This is a genomic window from Acinetobacter sp. FL, from assembly GCF_040744925.1.
GTDB lineage: Bacteria > Pseudomonadota > Gammaproteobacteria > Pseudomonadales > Moraxellaceae > Acinetobacter > Acinetobacter radioresistens.
Window position 1 is genome coordinate 2405963 of the sequence record NZ_CP160437.1, and the last position, 17736, is coordinate 2423698.

The following is a 17736-nucleotide window of genomic DNA, read 5'->3' on the forward strand; positions in this document are numbered from 1 at the left end:
TAGAAGGATGCCAATATGAAACTTGTTAAAACATTACTTGCTACTACTCTTGCTCTAACTGCTGCTACCAGCTTTGCTGCAACTGCTAAAGATCAGTCAGCTACTGAAGAAAAAGTGGTTGTTTCAACTCAGGAACAACCAACTGCTGCTGGTACAGAAAGTGCAGCTGCTCAACCTACAACTGCTCAGCCTGCATCTGAAAGTGCTGCTGAAGAAGCTAAAGATTCTGTTGCTCAGCCACAGTAATTTTATGTTTTAGTGACATCATTTTTTTAAAGCTGTATAAAAGTTTTAAAGAAATAGGTCAAGCCTTGCTGCGGCTTGGCCTTTTGCTTTTTAGTACATTATGATTGAAATATATTTATTTAAGTTTAAATAAGAGATATAAAAAATGATCGCCGGAGCGATCATCTGGTAAATATATTGGCTTAACTTGGGGATGTTGTCTTTTTATAAATACTGCAAGAAGGATGATGATGCTCTTGCAGGCGTAGCACCTTACGCTGTTCAGCAGCTTCAAAGCGGCAACGTTTCCAGTCATTGTTCAAATTCAGTGGAGGAACCTGACGTGGTTTACCCTGCTCATCTACGGCAACCATAGTAAAATAACAGCTATTAGTATGGCGCACTGTACGCTTTTGAATATTCTGTGCTTCTACCCGTATGCCAATTTCCATTGAAGTACGGCCTACATGGTTTACGCTGGCCAGAAAAGTCACTAGCTCACCAACATGAATGGGTTCTTTAAAATTTACCTTATCTACAGACAGCGTCACCACATAACTTCCTGAATAGCGGCTGGCACAAGCATATGCCACCTGATCCAGTAGCTTCAGAATCGTTCCTCCGTGGACATTACCTGAAAAGTTAGCCATATCAGGCGTCATCAGGACAGACATTGTAAGTTCAGATTGATCATCTGTAGCAGGAACGACTTGATCTAATGGTGACATTGTCTCTTTGTCTCATCTATAACTGGGATATTTAAGGGACATTATTATATCGCTTTTCACTGAAAAAACATGTTCAAAGCGGCAAATCACCTGTAACAATAAAATAAGTTATTTAAAAACATATTAATAGAAGCTTTAAGGCTTTTAATGAGTACATCTGCCTGAATAGAAAGGCCGGCAGATGCCGGCTTTTGTTTAACTTGCCCGATAAAATGGGGCCTGTGATTTGGGTAAAGATGGCCGGTTACGAATCCGGTCAGCCAGTTTTTCTGCAATCATGATGGTGGTTGCATTCAGATTCCCGGTCATAATCACGGGCATGATAGACGCATCAACTACTCTTAAACCATTTATGCCGTGAACACGGCCCTGACCATCAACTACAGCCATATCATCTTCACCCATTTTACAGCTACAGGAGGGATGATAAGCTGTTTCTGCATGATTACGCACAAATTCATCCAGTTCAGCATCAGATTGTAAGTTTTTACCCGGGCTAATCTCCTCCCCACGATATGCATCTAATGCGGGCTGATGCATAATTTCTCGGGTGATACGGATTGCATCACGAAATTCTCGCCAGTCCTGCTCAGTACTCATGTAATTGAACAGGATACTCGGATGCTCAAATGGGTCTCTGGATTTAAGCTTGATCCGGCCCCGTGAAGGTGAACGCATAGAGCCAACATGGGCCTGAAAGCCATGTTCTTTCACCGGATTAGAACCATTATAGTTAATGGCAACCGGCAAGAAATGATACTGGATATTGGGCCATGTAAATTCATCTGAACTGCGAATGAAACCACCTGCTTCAAACTGATTGCTGGCTCCAATACCTTTTCCTAAAAACAGCCACTCGGCGCCAATTGCCGGCTGATTATGCCACTTTAACGCAGGATAAAGTGAGACCGGTTTTTTGCATCTGTATTGCAGGTACATTTCCAGATGGTCCTGCAAGTTCTCGCCCACCCCAGGCAAGTCATGTACTACCGGTATATCCATTAACTTCAAAAAAGTACTCTGTCCGATGCCTGAGCGCTGTAAGATTTGCGGTGAAGCAATAGCTCCTGCACACAGTAACACTTCATTTCTAGCATATACCTGATGTAGTTGAGCAGTATTTGCACCTTGAATATATTCAACGCCAATAGCACGTTTGCCCTGAAATAAAATTTTGTTAGTCGTGGCATGAGTCAGGATCGTGAGGTTCGGACGGCCCTTCGCCATATCCAGGTAGCCACGCGCTGTACTGGAACGTCGGCCTTGCGGTGTTACAGTACGATCCATAGGACCAAAACCTTCCTGCTGGTAGCCGTTCAAATCATCAGTACGTGGATAACCAGCCTGTACCCCTGCCTCAACCATAGCATGGAATAACTCATTATTGCCCTGTTTAGGGGTGGCTACAGAAACGGGACCTGAATCTCCATGATAATCATTGCCACCAATATCACGTGTCTCTGCTTTTTTATAGTAGGGCAGACAGTCTGCATAGCTCCAGTTTTCTAAACCTTTAAAGCTGGCCCACTGTTCCAGATCCATGGCATTACCCCGGATATAACACATGCCATTAATAAGTGAAGAGCCACCTAGACCTTTACCGCGGCCACATTCCATACGGCGGTTATTCATATGAGGCTCAGGGTCAGTCTGATAAGCCCAGTTATAACGGCGTCCCTGCAAAGGATAAGCCAGAGCAGCCGGCATCTGGGTACGAAAATCCAGACGGTGATCCGGTCCACCTGCCTCTAGCAAAAGGACACTGGTCTGCGCATCTTCAGTTAAGCGTGCTGCCAGTACGTTACCTGCAGAGCCGGCACCGATAATGATGTAGTCATATTCTTTTTGCACACTATCCTCTCCTGATCAGGCTTTGAAAATAGACTGAAATGGTTGCAGTTCTACCTGTACCGATTTGAGCTGGGTATAATTTTGCAGGGTCTGGATACCATTCTCACGCCCTACACCAGACTGTTTGTATCCTCCAACAGGCATTTGTGCAGGCGATTCTCCCCACGTATTGATCCAGCAGATTCCGGCTTCAAGTTGATGAATCATTCGATGTGCCTGTGCCAGATCTGAACTTACTACTCCCGCGGCAAGTCCGTAATGGGTATCGTTAGCGCGCTGAATGACTTCTTCTTCATTCTCATAATTCAAGATACTCATGACCGGCCCGAAAATTTCCTGCTGCACAACCTCCATCTCGTCATGACAGTCAGTAAAAATAGTGGGTGCAACGAAAGCACCCTTGGCCAGTTCATTTGCAGTAAGCCGATGCCCCCCGGTTAATACACGTGCACCCTGCTGCTTACCGCGCTCAATAAAGTCCAAGACTTTCTGCATATGAGGAAAACTGGCAAGCGGACCAAAATTGGTATCAGGTTTCAAGGGATCTCCTATCCGAATATATGGAATCCGCTCCAGAAGCTTTGTTTCAAAAGCTGACTGTAATTTTTTAGGAATAAATACCCGAGTACCGTTAGTACACACCTGACCTGAACTGAAAAAGTTTGCCATCATCGCAATATCGGCAGCCAGATTCAGATCGGCATTTTCACAAATAATCAGAGGTGATTTCCCACCCAGTTCCATCGTTACATCTTTTAAAGAAGAACCTGCTGCTGACGCCATAACTTTCTTGCCGGTTTCTACCCCACCGGTAAACGAGATTTTCTGAATATCAGGATGTTCCATCAGATACTGCCCGATTTCTCCCCCACCAGTTACAATATTAAAGACACCGGCTGGCACGCCGGCCTCGGTATAAATTTCAGCCAGTTTCAGGGTCGTCAGTGGTGTAGTTTCACTGGCCTTAAATACCATTGCATTTCCGGCAGCTAAAGCTGGGGCAGATTTCCATAAGGCAATCTGAATTGGATAATTCCAAGCCCCAATCCCTGCTACCACCCCTAATGGTTCACGGCGGGTGTAGGCAAATGAACCCTCACGTAATGGAATCTGCTGCCCTTCAAGCATCGGTAAAATTCCAGCATAATATTCAAGTACATCGGCTCCAGTCACGATATCGACCGTTGAAGTTTCACTATATGCCTTGCCACTGTCGAGGCTCTCAAGCACTGCAAGCTCATCATTACGTTCATGTAAGATGCTGACTGCTCTTGCTAAAATACGTGAACGTTCAATCAAGGTCATAGCTGCCCAGATTTTCTGACCCTTTTGTGCAGACATAACTGCCCGGTCAATATCATCTTTGGTACAGACTTGAACCTCTGCCAGAACTTCACCATTGGCCGGGTTAATGGTCTTAAAAACATCAGGAGAAGAACTGTCTGTAAATTGTCCGTGGATGTAGGGACGTTGCAGATTGAACTTCGACATGAGAAATCTCCTTTTGTTGTGATTTTTAATATGCAAGCTTGTGATCGATGTATTGCTCACAGATCCGGATGGTTTCATCGATCCTGAGCGGTGTCTGGCTTAATGCGCCGCGTAACCAAAAACCATCGATCAGTGCAGCGAGTCCAAGAGCTGCATCTTCGGCCTGTTTTTCATCCAGACACTTGCAAAATTCGTGTTTAAGGCTGGAATACAGCCATTGCTCATTGACTTGCTGTAATTCATGTAAATCCGGTTGATATAAACTAACCGACCAAAAAGCCAGCCAAGTTTTCATGGCAGCCTGATTTACCTGGGAAGGCGAAAAATTGCCCCGCACAATGGCCATAAGCCGAGCTTTGGGAGAAGCTTCTGTCTGGCTTAATGCCTGTACCACTGCAGTTTCCAGCTGCGCCAGCAAATACTGCATGGTGGCAAAAATAAGACCATGCTTGTCTTTAAAGTAGTGACTGATAATACCGGTCGATACACCTGCTCTTTTGGCAATCTGGGAGATTGAAGCCTCAGCAAGGCCTAACTCGTTAATAGCTTCCAGTGTGGCATCAATCAGTTGTTGGCGACGAATCGGTTGCATTCCAACTTTAGGCATTGGTCTTATCTTCCAAAATACAGAACAAGTGTGAACTGCTACATATTTTATCTTTATTTTTATTGAACGTTCAATTAAAAAAAACTATAGTTTTATAGCAAAGATGTACAGCACACTTTATTTTTGGACCCGTTGTAGCTTTAAAACCAAGCTATTTACTTAAAAAAACTGTTTAAAAAAGAATAAAGTGTACTGTAAATCCGAAATTTACATATTCTTTGGAATCTCGAGATTTATGGCGAATAAAACAGTCGAGCAGCCGAGGGACAGCCTGAATAAGGTGGTCTTTTACGTTTCTGCTTCACTCATTCTACTGTTCTCTACTATTACTATTTTATTTAATGAACAGGCAAATTATGTCATTACAGCTGTACTAAACTGGGTATCCAGTACATTTAGCTGGTATTACCTCCTCGCAGCTACCCTGTATATGGTCTTTGTTATTTTTATTGCCTGTTCACGTTATGGCAATATTAAACTTGGACCCAAGCATTCAAAGCCGGAATTTAGTCTGCTCAGCTGGTCAGCAATGCTGTTCTCCGCCGGAATCGGTATCGATCTGATGTTTTTTTCGGTGGCTGAACCACTGTCACACTATATTAATCCGCCAGTAGGTACGGGCGAAACTTATGCAGCTGCGCGGCAGAGTATGGTCTGGACCATGTTTCACTATGGCTTGACTGGCTGGTGTATGTATGCCCTGATCGGTATGTCACTGGCTTATTTCAGCTATCGCTATAATTTGCCTTTAACCATTCGTTCTGCGCTTTATCCCATCTTTGGTAAAAGAATTAATGGTGCCTTGGGTCATACGGTCGATACGGCTGCGGTACTGGGAACAATTTTTGGTATAGCTACCACTTGTGGTATTGGTGTTGTACAGCTTAACTATGGCTTACACGTACTTCTTGGCCTGCCAGAGAATTTATGGGTCCAAACTCTGCTAATTCTAGTGGCTGTAATTATCTGTATTATCTCGGTCACATCTGGTGTAAATAAAGGTTTGCGGATACTTTCCGAAGTCAACATTTATGTGTCAGTGGGTTTGCTTATTTTTATATTGCTGTTGGGCAATACCCAGTTCCTGCTGAATGCCCTAATTCAAAATTTCGGCGATTATCTTAGCCAGTTTCCAAAACTTACTTTAGAGAGTTTTGCCTTTGAACAGCCAACAGAGTGGATGCAGAGCTGGACACTGTTTTTCTGGGCCTGGTGGGTGGCATGGTCTCCTTTTGTGGGTCTATTTCTGGCACGTATTTCCCGAGGCCGCACCATCCGTGAATTCGTCTGTGGCACCCTGATCATTCCTTTGCTGTTTACCATGACATGGCTATCCATCTTTGGTAACAGCGCCCTTCATAGTGTAATTTTTGAAGGCAATATTCAGCTTGCCGAGACAGTAATTGCCAACCCGGCCCATGGTTTTTATGATCTGCTGGCCCAGTATCCGGGCTTTCCATTTATTGCTTCAGTGGCCACTATTACTGGTCTCCTGTTCTATGTGACTTCAGCCGATTCAGGGGCGCTGGTGCTGGGGAACTTTACAACGAAATTTACCCACATTGACCATGATTCACCCCGCTGGCTCAGCATTTTCTGGTCAGTTGCGATTGGCCTGCTTACGCTGGCAATGCTGATGGCAAACGGTATTACAGCCCTACAAAATGCCACTATTATTATGGGACTGCCCTTTAGCTTTGTAATTTTTCTGGTTATGGCCGGTTTATATAAATCATTACGTCTGGAAGATTTCCGGCAAGCCAGTACCAGTATGAACGCCGCTCCTGTGGTGGGCAATGTCGATATTTTTAACTGGAAAAAACGTCTGAACCGGGTTATGCACCATCCGGGAACTACCGAAACCAAGCGTATGCTGGATGAGGTCTGTTTGCCCGCCATGCAGGCTGTAGCAGATGAACTGATGAAACGGGGTGTTGAAGCCAGTGTAGAACAAAAACTGCTTGAAGATGAACTGCCGCTTTATCATCTGGATATTATTATTCATTTAGAACAGGAACAGAATTTTATTTATCAGATCTGGCCGATACGCTACATCACACCCAACTTTAGTGAACGTGGCAAACGTGGTAAACGCCACTATTACCGTCTGGAAAGCTATCTCTATGAAGGTTCCCAAGGAAATGACCTGGTTGGTTACAGTCGCGAACAGGTGATTAACGATATTCTGGATAAATATGAACGTCATATGATGTTCCTGCACATTAACCGGATTAGTCCGGGTACACGGCCACTTTTCCCAGATCCAGATGCTTAAACTCAATACGGATGACTCCAATGAACCCAGATGCAATCCATTCATTTGCCCTGTTCTTTTCACTGCTCAATCCTTTCCTGATGAGCATTTATATGCTGGGAATTATCCGCACCTCTGAGGCAAAAACATTCAATACAGCGCTGATTACAGGCAGTCTGATCAGTTTCATGGTTTTTCTGCTTTTTGCCTGGGGTGGTGAAACGGTATTTAACCAGTACCTACATGTGCGTTTTGAATCTTTCCAGATTTTTGGTGGCCTGATCTTCTTAGTAATTGGCTATCGGTATGTTTTTGAAGGTGCAGAAACTATCGGCGTTATGCGTGGAGCACCCGAGCATTTGGCCGGCACAATTGCCATGCCCTTCATGATCGGGCCAGGGACCATCAGTGCAGCAGTCATTACCGGTATGAAAATGTCTATACTAGAGACAGCGGCAGTCATTGCATTTACCCTGTTACTCAGTTGTAGCCTGCTGATCCTGATGAAATATGCACATGATCATTTACAGAAACGCTCGACCCGTTATGTAGATATGTACACTGCAATTGTCGGACGGCTGGCTGCCTTACTCATTGGTACAATTGCAATTGATATGGTGATTACTGGTGTAGTAGGAATCTGGACAGACATGGTTTAAATACCAATTATTTTGGCAGGTAATTTTCAGCTAATTTACTGTGCCTTTTAATAGAAAAACCAGAATTTTTAATCGGGTGTATGGAAAGATACAGATCAGCTCTTATCGTTCCAAAAATGCTACGTTTCGTTATAGCTATACGGGTTTATCGTGCCGCTAAAAACAATAAAATAGATAACAGATAGAACAGTTATATAGAGGTGTCAAAATGAATACTTATTTACACCGCAGTGAAAACCGGGGTCATGTGCAGGCAGGCTGGCTCGACACAAGACACAGCTTTTCCTTTGGTCAGTGGTATGATCCAAAATACATGGGTGTCAGTGCATTACGTGTTATCAATGACGACCGGATTGCGGCCCATAACGGCTTTGGTACGCATTCCCATGACAATATGGAAATTTTGACCTGTGTCCTGTCTGGAACTATTTCTCATCGCGACAGTATGGGTAATGAAGGCCAGATTCATGCCGGTGAATGGCAACTCATGAGTGCAGGCCACGGCGTTCAGCACAGTGAAATCAATAATCATGATGAGCCCGTACATCTGCTCCAGATCTGGATTCATCCTAATATCAAAAATGCTGAGCCAAATTATCAACAGATCAGTCTGGACCCGGGCAAACATCCGGACCAGTGGCATCTGATTGCCGGACCAGAAGCAAATGCACCAATGCACATACGCCAAGATGCAGAGGTTAAAACTGCTGTCTTGCAAAAAGATGCTTCTCTAGAGATTGCTGCAAAGCATAAGATCAACTATGTTCATGTAATTGAAGGCTGTGTGCAAATTGGTGAATATACCGTAAATGCCGGTGATGCTTTAGTTTTCGAAGCTGAAACTGAAGTTAAAGCCCTAGCAGACAGCCGCATGATCTGGTTTGATTTACCTTAACTTTTTAAAGTCATAATTAACAAAAAGGAAGGGCTTGCCCTTCCTTTTTTATAAATATTGCAAGTTCATAAACTTCTATCTATTTAAAAAATCAGTTTCAGACCGAGTCCGTACTGCCAGTCTTTTTCTGACGAGGTTTCTTGCTGCCAAACTGTAGCTTCACGCCCTTTCTCATAGGCATAAGCCACATCAATAAAAGGCATGACTCGCTTATTAATTTCATAACGGGTCTGCACACCCAGTTGCAAGCTGGATAAACCTTTTTTACGCGCATACTTTGAATCATCACTTAACACCAGCTCTGACTCAATATAAGGCTGTAAAATCAGCTTTTGCGTTACTAACAGATCACGCTCACTCTTCAAGTTAAAAGAGAGTTGCTGGTCTTTTCCAGCATACAGGTAGGCATCTGTTTCAAAGAAATAGGGCGCCAGACCATGCAATCCAAGCATGGCGTCTATCTGCTCCTGCTGCTCTGGTTGCCGTTCTGTGTAGCGATAACGCACACCGGTCTGCACGTCCCAGAAGTCAGAAATAGCCCGGCTATACAAAGCGGCAATATCATAATCTGCCTGTTCTGACTCAGCCTTATGAATATGACCTTTTATAAACAGCCTGTTCTCATCTGTTCCGATTCGGCTTTCAAGTTCGGTTTTTAATATTCCCTGCCCATCCGGATTCCAGATCCAACGATGCTCAAGTTCAGTACGTTGAAAAATTTGTCCACCATGTTCACGTATATGGTTGGCATGAGCTTGTGCTTCTGAAGTTACCGTCATGGTTTTCTGCATTGTAACAGATTGCTGCTGTAACTTGTCCTGATGGTCATGCAAAGTTTCAGCAAGGCTTATATTGCTTAAAAGCAAAATACCACTACCAATTAGCAGACGATTACATAACTTAGTGATGTGCATGCCCAGCTCCTTGTGACGAGTGACTTGCTGCTGGCGTATGAGTTGCTGATCCAACTTGGGCTACTACCAGTTTATTCATCATACCGGCACTCATGTGATAAAGCAGATGACAATGAACCGCCCATTCACCCAACTCATCGGCGGTGAGTAAAGCCGTGACGGTCTGGCCTGGCGGTACAATCACAGTGTGCTTATTCGGCATGTTTGCCAGCGGCTGACCATTTTCCAGCTGCATAAACATGCCATGCAAATGCATCGGATGGGCCATCATGCTGTCATTGATAAATTTTAGCCGGACACGTTCACCGTATTTCACCTGTAAAGGCTCAGCCTCAGTAAATTTCTTACCATTCATAGTCCAGACATAGCGCTCCATATTTCCCCCCAGACGGATGACCAGCTCCTGTTCAGGCTGACGCTGGTCAGATTGAGGATTTAAGGATTTTAAGTCTGCATAAGTGAGTGCTTTATGTCCTGCAGGGGTCGAGGCATTAGCCCAGCCATAGACCGGTGTAGTGGTACTTTGTGATAATCTTTGCTCCGTTATATCCGACATAGTCCGCTGTTCTGCTGCTTCCTGTTTTTTTGATGAAGTCATCATTTTGGAATGATCCATGGCAGCATGGTCTGTGCCCGGTACGGGCATTTGGGAATGTATCTCACCCTGAGCGTCGCTATTGCTCATATGTCCGGCATGCTGATTGGCCATATCATTATTATGGCCGCCATGTTGCATCCCCATATCAGCCATGGTCAGCAAGGCACGTGGTCTGGCATCAGGCTGCCGGGTTGCGGGCCGGGCAGAATCCGCCTGATCATGCAATGAGGCAAGTGCAAAGCTGGTACGATCAATTGATTCGGCCTCAATCTGGTAATGACTATCTTTGGGCTCGACAATTGCATCATAGGTTTCGGCTGTACCAATCCGGAACTCATCTACAGGTACTGGCTGAACTGGCTGCCCATCTGCACTCACTACATGCATTTTCAGGCCCGGGATTCGGACATCAAAAAAGGACATGGCTGAGGCATTGATAAAACGTAAGCGGATCTTCTCGCCTGACTTGAACAGACCTGTCCAGTTCTGCTTTGGTGTCTTGCCGTTAACCAGAAAAGTATAACCTGTGACATCCGATAAATCGGTTTTTAGCATGCGCATCCGGTTCCACATAGAACGGTCTTTCCAGGTAGCTGACCAACCTTCACGTTTTACCTGCTGCCAGACATCACCTAGGGTTTCACGCCGGTTCTGATAATATTCTGCTGATTTCTTCAGGTTATTTAGAATCTGGTCACTCTTGCTCTGGTGAAAGTCGGATAGCATCACTACGTAATCACGCTCTGCCTGTTCATGCTTGGCGACAGACTGGCGATCTTTGGGATAGACTACAAATGCCCCATATAGGCCATCCTGCTCCTGTCCCTTACTGTGTGCATGGTACCAATAAGTTCCATTCTGACGAATTTTGAAGCGGTATTCAAAATGACCACCCGGTTTAATACCCTGAAATCCATTAAAGCCAGGTACACCATCCATTAAAGCCGGCAATAACAATCCATGCCAGTGTAAGGAAGAGTCTTCATTTTTAAGCTTGTTATAAACATGAATTACGGCTTCATCGCCTTCTTCAAACTCAAGTAAAGGAGCTGGAAATTTTCCATTTACAGTAATACGTTTTAGTGGATTGCCGGTTACATTTACCAGCTGTTCATCAATAGTAAGATGATATTCTTTGACTGCCGCCATTAACCAGGTGGATGAGGACAGACAGGCACCCAGTAACAGGGCTTGACTCAGTTTTATAGACATGATTTGACCTTGATAATTAAAAATAATTTTTAATCGTGAAATTAAGGTCAGGCTTTAGGAGGGCGCAGAATTTCCTGCCAGTATCCTGGCAAGTAACGGGCAAAATAATGGCTGTGGCTTGTTTCGGGTAAAGAAAGATTTGATAAAGATTCAGGCACGTTATCAGCTGCTGCTAAAACCACTTGCAGTGTATTGCAATGTAGTGAGCTGCAATCGTGACAATGAACCTGCTGCACTGTTTGATGGTTATCACCATTGATACAAGAATACTGCGCAGATTGTGATGCAGCATGAGACACTTCGTGACAGCCTGCATGGCCAACATGCTGGTTCACTTGCTGCGTAGGTTGAGATCCGCCGGAATGACTTAGCAGATGAGCAGACACAGTAGACCATCCTGTTAGAAAAACAAGAAAACAGATAAGCCAAGACTGTTTTAAAAGTCTGCCAAGGCGCACGTTCAGGTCCACAAATCGTATATTAGCTATATCAGCATAACGGATTTTTGCCGGGGTGCAAGCGGATTTCAATAGGTCATTCTATATAAAAACCGAAAAATAATGGCTGAGTATTATTTTAATTTTCGCTTATTACGATATCCATAATTAAATTATATATTGTGTAATATATAAAAATAAGTATGATAGAACTAAGATAAAAACAGCTGTCTTAAGCTTTGGAAAATTTGCAGACATTTTAATTTCTGGACATGAACTAACTTTAAGCAAGTAGCCTGATTTCCATAGATACATCAGGTCAGATAAAAGCGGCAGGCTGCCTTCATTTGGACAAAAGGAACAGTTAAATGACGACACAACTTAAATCATTCATCGATGTTGCACCAGATTCAGATTTCCCGATTCAGAACCTGCCTTATGGTATTTTTAGTGAAACAGCTGATGGAAAACGTCGCGCCGGTGTTGCACTAGGTGAGTATGTAGTAGATCTGGCAGTACTTGAACAGGCTGGCTTACTCACGATTGAAGCAGGCAGAAACTATTTTGATCAGTCAACCTTAAATCAGTTTATTGAGTCTGGACGTGATCAGTGGACTCAAGTTCGCTCTACCCTGCAATTGCTTCTTTCCAGTACAAATCCAGAACTGCGTGATAATAGCGAATTGCGTGAAAAAGCCTTCTTTAAACGCTCAGAAGTAGTGCTACATTTACCAGTCCATATTCCCGGCTATACCGATTTCTATTCTTCAAAAGAGCATGCTACCAATGTTGGCTGTATGTTCCGTGATCCCAAGAATGCCTTGCTTCCTAACTGGTCAGAACTTCCGGTCGGCTATAATGGTCGTGCCAGCTCAGTAGTAGTTAGTGGTACAGATATAGTTCGCCCGTCGGGCCAGGTTAAACTGCCAAGTGAAGAACGCCCTGTATTCACTGCCTGTCGCAAGCTCGACTTTGAACTGGAAACCGGTTTTATTATTGGCAAACCAAACCAGCTGGCCGAACCGATCTCCATTGAAAATGCCTGGGACCATATTTTTGGAATGGTACTGTTTAATGACTGGTCAGCACGTGATATTCAGCAATGGGAATATGTACCACTTGGTCCATTTAATGCCAAAACGTTTGCTTCCTCTATTTCACCGTGGATTGTCACGCTAGACGCCCTGCAACCTTTCAAGACCAACAGTCCGGAACAGGAACCACGTCCATTAGCTTATCTGCGTGAAGACAACAGTGCCAACAGTTACGATATCCAGCTTTCTGTTGAACTTCAGGCAGCCGGACAGGTACAGGCCGATGTGATCTGCCAAACCAACTTTAAATATATGTACTGGTCAATGGCCCAGCAACTGACTCACCATACGATTTCTGGCTGTAACGTTCAGGTCGGTGACTTGATGGGTTCAGGTACCATTTCTGGCCCTACCCCCGATTCTTATGGCTCCCTGCTGGAGCTTACCTGGAATACGACCAAGCCACTTACACTCTCAAATGGCGAACAGCGCAGTTTCTTGCAAGATGGCGATACCCTGGTCATGAAAGGCTACTGTGAAAAAGATGGTCTGCGTATCGGTTTTGGTGAGGTAAGCGGCAAGGTACTGCCAGCTGTCCAGTTTGATTTTAATACTGATGAATCAGAGGTAGAGCAACGTGAAGCTGTATAGTTACTTCCGTAGTTCCGCGGCTTACCGGGTGCGTATTGCCCTGAATCTTAAAGGACTGCACTACGAACTTGTGCCTGTACATCTGCTGAAAAATGGAGGCGAACAGCGTTCTGAAGCTTACTGCCGCATGAACCCAACTGCATTGGTGCCTACGCTCACAGATGGAGACTTCAATCTGGGCCAGTCCATGAGTATCTTAGAGTATCTTGAAGAAACTCATCCTGAAACGCCCCTCTTACCCAAAGATGCACATTCGCGAGCAAGAATTCGGGCATTTTGTCAGAGTATTGCTTGTGATATTCATCCGGTGAACAATCTGCGGGTATTACAGTATTTAAGTCAAACCCTGCAAATTGGTGAAACAGCAAAATCTGAATGGTACGCCCATTGGGTGACTGAAGGTTTTAAAGCACTTGAAGCTTTATTACACGACTCAAATGGCAGCTACTGTTTTAACGATACTCCTACACTGGCAGACTGCTGCCTGATTCCTCAGGTCTATAACGCCAAGCGTTTTAATATTGACCTGACAGCTTTCCCCAAAATTGAAAGTATTTATACACACTGCTCAACATTGAGCGCATTCCAGAATGCTGCGCCAGAAGCGCAGTCGGATGCCGCATAAAAAATAAGGACATTTGTTCATGACTATTCAAATCGAAAAAATTCACCATGTGGCCTACCGCTGTAAAGATGCTAAAGAAACCGTCGAATGGTATAAGAAAAACCTGAACATGGATTTTATTCTGGCATTTGCCGAAGACCATGTACCTTCTACCAAAGCTTTTGACCCTTATATGCACCTGTTTTTAGATGCCGGGAATGGTAATGTTCTTGCTTTTTTTGAACTGCCAACCCAGCCAGAAATGGGCCGCGACGAAAATACACCAAAATGGGTCCAGCATATTGCATTGAAAGTTAAAGATCGTACAGCTCTTGAAGCCGCCAAAGCACATCTAGAGGCAAATGGTGTAGATGTACTCGGTATTACTAACCACGGCATTTTCCATTCAATTTATTTCTTTGATCCAAACGGTCACCGTCTGGAGCTGGCTTATGATGATGAAAAAGCCCCGCAGAAAATTGCCATGATTACTGAAGAAATGAAATATGAGATGCTAGAAGAATGGAGTAAAACCAAGCGTGCGCCTCATCATACTCATTTTTTGCATGCTGACGAACTGGATCAGACTACCGCTTAAACCATAGGAATTCAACTTATGAATAAAGTCTATGAAAGTGCAACTGCTGCCCTTCAGGATGTAGTCGCAAATGGACAGACTCTGGCAGTCGGTGGTTTTGGCCTGTGTGGTATTCCTGAAGCTCTGATTTCAGCTCTAAAAGAAACCGGAGTAAAAGATCTGACCTGTATTTCCAATAATGCAGGAGTAGATGACTTCGGCTTAGGAAAGCTGCTGGCTACCCGTCAGATCAAGAAAATGATTTCATCCTATGTTGGAGAAAATAAAGAATTTGAGCGTCAATACCTGAGTGGTGAACTTGAAGTTGAACTTACCCCTCAAGGTACGCTGGCCGAAAAACTGCGGGCCGGCGGTGCTGGTATCCCCGCTTTTTTTACCCAGACCGGCGTAGGCACTCTCATTGCTGAAGGGAAGGAAGAGCGAGAGTTCAACGGCAAAACCTATATTATGGAAGAATCACTGACAGCCGATATATCGCTGGTTAAAGCCTATAAAGCCGACAAAGCCGGAAATCTGGTCTTTCGTAAAACCGCACAGAACTTTAATCCGGTCTGTGCCATGGCCGGAAAAATTACCGTGGCTGAAGTTGAACAGATTGTCGAGATTGGTGAGCTGGATCCGGATGCTATTCACCTGCCGGGAATCTATGTTAACCGTATTGTACTCAATGCCACACCTGAAAAACGGATTGAACAGATGACACTGAAAACGGCGGAGGGATAAATATGGCCTGGTCACGTAATGAAATGGCACAGCGTGCCGCACAGGAACTCGAAGACGGATTCTATGTCAACCTGGGTATTGGATTGCCGACCTTGGTCGCCAACTATATTCCAGAACAGGTCAATGTCTGGCTCCAGTCTGAAAACGGTTTACTGGGGATTGGGGAGTTTCCGACTGAAGAAACGGTGGATGCTGATCTGATCAATGCGGGTAAGCAGACCGTAACAGCCCGGCCCGGCGCTGCATTTTTCTCAAGTGCCGAATCCTTTGCCATGATTCGTGGTGGACACGTCAATATTGCGATTTTAGGGGCAATGGAAGTTTCCGAACAGGGAGATCTGGCCAACTGGATGATTCCGGGCAAGAAAGTTAAGGGCATGGGCGGAGCCATGGATCTGGTTGCAGGTGTACAAAAAGTCGTGGTGTTGATGGAACACTGTGCGAAAGACGGAACACCAAAAATTGTAAAACAGTGTAGCCTGCCACTTACAGGTAAAGGTGTAGTCCACCGGATTATTACTGACCTTGGTGTGATGGATATTGACGCCGCAGGGGTGAAACTGATAGAACTGGCCAAAGAGGTGACGCTAGAGCAGATTCAGGCGGTTACAGGCGTACAGCTAAATGTACAGCTAGAGAATGATGCAGTCTGATCCAATACTATAAAAATCATGTGAATAAAAAAGCAGCTTCGGCTGCTTTGTGTGTCCTAAGTAAATAATAAAACAGGCTATGGGCAGCTAGATACCATATCTAAGAATAAACAGACAAATGGATTTCAAAAACTATGTATAAACATCAAGGATTACTTGAGCGGTTCGCTCTTCGTATCAGTAACTGGTCAGAAAAATGGTTTCCTGACTCTTATATCTTCGCTTTACTGGGAGTCATCATTGTTTCAATTGCCGCGATGACGATCGGTGCTCCAGCCCAAGCTGTAGCTGAAGCTTTTGGTGATGGATTCTGGAGTCTCATTCCATTTACCCTACAAATGACCATGCTGATTATTGTCGGCTATGTGGTTTCGGTTTCCAGACCCGTCGAACTCCTTATTCAGAAAATGGCTCTTATACCCAGTTCCGGTCGTGGAGCAATTGTACTGGTTGCTACCGTCAGTCTGCTGATTTCCCTTGTCAATTGGGCCGTGAGTACTATTTTGACGGCTCTTTTAGTGATTGCACTGGCAAAACGTACTGAACTGCGAATGGACTACCGGGCCGCGGCTGCTGCAGCTATTATTGGTATGGGTGCGACTTGGGCACTGGGTATCAGTTCATCTGCTGCCCAGCTACAAGCCAATAAAGACAGTTTACCTGAATCTATTTATCAGCTTACCGGGGTTATTCCCTTCACTGAAACAATTTTTCTGTGGCAATCCATCGTTATGACTTTGGTACTGATCATTGTCTCAATTGCAATTGCCTACTGGTCTGCCCCTAAAGGTGAAAACGTCAAGACCATGCAGGATTTTAAACTGGACTTTGAAACTGAGAAAAAGCCGGAATCAAAGTCTAGCCGCCCGGGAGACTGGCTAGAAAATTCACCAATCTTAACCATACTAGTGGTGGCGATTGGTATAGGCTGGATGATTCTCGAATTTACCCAGCAGAATCCAATTCTGGCTATTTCCAGTTTAAATACCTATAACTTTGTCTTTCTGATGCTGGGTCTGGCTCTGCATGGGACACCACGTAATTTTCTTAATGCCGTGTCCAAGGCAGTACCTGCGGTCTCTGGCGTATTAATCCAGTTTCCTTTATACGGCAGTATTGCTTTTATCATGACTCATGCCATGAACAGCAATGATCTTTCTTTATCTCACTATATTGCCGAGTTTTTTGTTTCTATTGCTTCCAAGGAAAGTTTTGCTGTAGTGATGGGAATTTATTCAGCTATTCTTGGCTTTTTTGTACCCTCAGGTGGTGGAAAATGGATCATAGAGGCCCCATATGTTATGCAAGCTGCCAATGACCTGAAAGTACATTTGGGCTGGTCAGTGCAGATTTATAATGCTGCTGAGGCTTTACCGAACCTGATCAATCCATTTTTCATGTTGCCGATGCTGGGTATTTTGAAACTTAAACCTAAAGATGTGATTGGTTTTACCGTAACCCAGCTGGTCGTGCATTTTCCGCTGGTTCTTTTTTTATTGTGGATACTGGGGCGTACTCTGGCTTATACCCCACCTGTATTTTAATAGTACTGGCTTTTTCAAGAACAAAAGAGCCTTTCATTTTTACCAACACTGTACTGCG

The 17736-nt window shown here is 44.4% G+C and carries 17 protein-coding genes; 10 read left to right on the top strand and 7 right to left on the bottom strand.

The features are described from left to right. Positions 1–15: 15 nt before the first annotated feature. Positions 16–246 carry a hypothetical protein gene (locus ABZP31_RS11215; protein ID WP_005019002.1) on the top strand — a complete coding sequence of 77 codons (231 nt, stop codon included), beginning with the start codon at positions 16–18 and terminating at the stop codon, positions 244–246. 182 nt (positions 247–428) lie between these two features. Here ABZP31_RS11215 and ABZP31_RS11220 read toward each other — a convergent pair whose 3' ends face one another. The 4 genes from ABZP31_RS11220 to betI form a co-directional block, all read right to left on the bottom strand. Then, positions 429–953 carry an acyl-CoA thioesterase gene (locus ABZP31_RS11220; RefSeq protein WP_005018999.1) on the bottom strand — a complete coding sequence of 175 codons (525 nt, stop codon included), beginning with the start codon at positions 951–953 and terminating at the stop codon, positions 429–431. A gap of 195 nt (positions 954–1148) precedes the next feature. Continuing rightward, entirely contained in the window at positions 1149–2804 is a 1656-nt protein-coding gene (gene betA, locus ABZP31_RS11225) for a choline dehydrogenase (RefSeq protein ID WP_248135148.1), read from the bottom strand. A 15-nt stretch (positions 2805–2819) separates the two neighbouring features. Further along, a complete protein-coding gene (betB, locus tag ABZP31_RS11230; RefSeq protein ID WP_248135145.1) occupies positions 2820–4295 on the bottom strand; it encodes a betaine-aldehyde dehydrogenase in 1476 nt (491 codons plus the stop codon). 25 nt (positions 4296–4320) lie between these two features. Beyond that, a complete protein-coding gene (gene betI / locus ABZP31_RS11235; RefSeq protein WP_248135142.1) occupies positions 4321–4902 on the bottom strand; it encodes a transcriptional regulator BetI in 582 nt (193 codons plus the stop codon). Between the two features lie 235 nt (positions 4903–5137). On the opposite strand from betI, the gene ABZP31_RS11240 reads away from it, so the two are divergent. The 3 genes from ABZP31_RS11240 to ABZP31_RS11250 all read left to right on the top strand — a co-directional run bounded on the left by ABZP31_RS11240 (position 5138) and on the right by ABZP31_RS11250 (position 8710). After that, positions 5138–7177 carry a choline transporter gene (locus ABZP31_RS11240; protein ID WP_026443985.1) on the top strand — a complete coding sequence of 680 codons (2040 nt, stop codon included), beginning with the start codon at positions 5138–5140 and terminating at the stop codon, positions 7175–7177. A 20-nt stretch (positions 7178–7197) separates the two neighbouring features. Then, positions 7198–7815: a MarC family protein gene (locus ABZP31_RS11245; protein ID WP_005018990.1), complete on the top strand. Its 618-nt coding sequence runs from the start codon at positions 7198–7200 to the stop codon at positions 7813–7815. Between the two features lie 208 nt (positions 7816–8023). Continuing rightward, complete coding sequence (locus ABZP31_RS11250; protein WP_174498754.1) at positions 8024–8710, top strand: pirin family protein; 687 nt, start codon at positions 8024–8026, stop codon at positions 8708–8710. Positions 8711–8793: 83 nt separating this feature from the next. On the opposite strand, the gene ABZP31_RS11255 is transcribed toward ABZP31_RS11250, so the two are convergent. The 3 genes from ABZP31_RS11255 to ABZP31_RS11265 are packed head-to-tail and all read right to left on the bottom strand — an operon-like array spanning position 8794 to position 11820. After that, positions 8794–9624, bottom strand: coding sequence for a copper resistance protein B (locus tag ABZP31_RS11255; RefSeq protein ID WP_174498753.1), 831 nt, complete (start codon positions 9622–9624; stop codon positions 8794–8796). Continuing rightward, a complete protein-coding gene (locus ABZP31_RS11260) occupies positions 9611–11434 on the bottom strand; it encodes a copper resistance system multicopper oxidase (protein ID WP_174498752.1) in 1824 nt (607 codons plus the stop codon). The genes ABZP31_RS11255 and ABZP31_RS11260 overlap by 14 nt, the downstream gene beginning before the upstream one ends. Positions 11435–11481: 47 nt before the next feature. Next, positions 11482–11820, bottom strand: coding sequence for a hypothetical protein (locus ABZP31_RS11265; RefSeq protein ID WP_174498751.1), 339 nt, complete (start codon positions 11818–11820; stop codon positions 11482–11484). A 419-nt stretch (positions 11821–12239) separates the two neighbouring features. Between ABZP31_RS11265 and fahA the strand changes: the two genes are divergently transcribed. The 6 genes from fahA to ABZP31_RS11295 all read left to right on the top strand — a co-directional run bounded on the left by fahA (position 12240) and on the right by ABZP31_RS11295 (position 17678). Beyond that, complete coding sequence (fahA, locus tag ABZP31_RS11270) at positions 12240–13556, top strand: fumarylacetoacetase (RefSeq protein WP_174498750.1); 1317 nt, start codon at positions 12240–12242, stop codon at positions 13554–13556. Then, entirely contained in the window at positions 13543–14181 is a 639-nt protein-coding gene (maiA, locus tag ABZP31_RS11275; protein WP_005018975.1) for a maleylacetoacetate isomerase, read from the top strand. The genes fahA and maiA overlap by 14 nt, the downstream gene beginning before the upstream one ends. Before the next feature lie 19 nt (positions 14182–14200). Continuing rightward, a complete protein-coding gene (locus tag ABZP31_RS11280; RefSeq protein WP_005018974.1) occupies positions 14201–14758 on the top strand; it encodes a VOC family protein in 558 nt (185 codons plus the stop codon). Between the two features lie 18 nt (positions 14759–14776). Further along, positions 14777–15481 carry a CoA transferase subunit A gene (locus tag ABZP31_RS11285; RefSeq protein WP_005018972.1) on the top strand — a complete coding sequence of 235 codons (705 nt, stop codon included), beginning with the start codon at positions 14777–14779 and terminating at the stop codon, positions 15479–15481. Between the two features lie 2 nt (positions 15482–15483). Next, a complete protein-coding gene (locus ABZP31_RS11290; RefSeq protein ID WP_248130295.1) occupies positions 15484–16134 on the top strand; it encodes a CoA transferase subunit B in 651 nt (216 codons plus the stop codon). Positions 16135–16268: 134 nt separating this feature from the next. Then, complete coding sequence (locus ABZP31_RS11295; protein ID WP_005027377.1) at positions 16269–17678, top strand: TIGR00366 family protein; 1410 nt, start codon at positions 16269–16271, stop codon at positions 17676–17678. Positions 17679–17736: the final 58 nt, after the last annotated feature.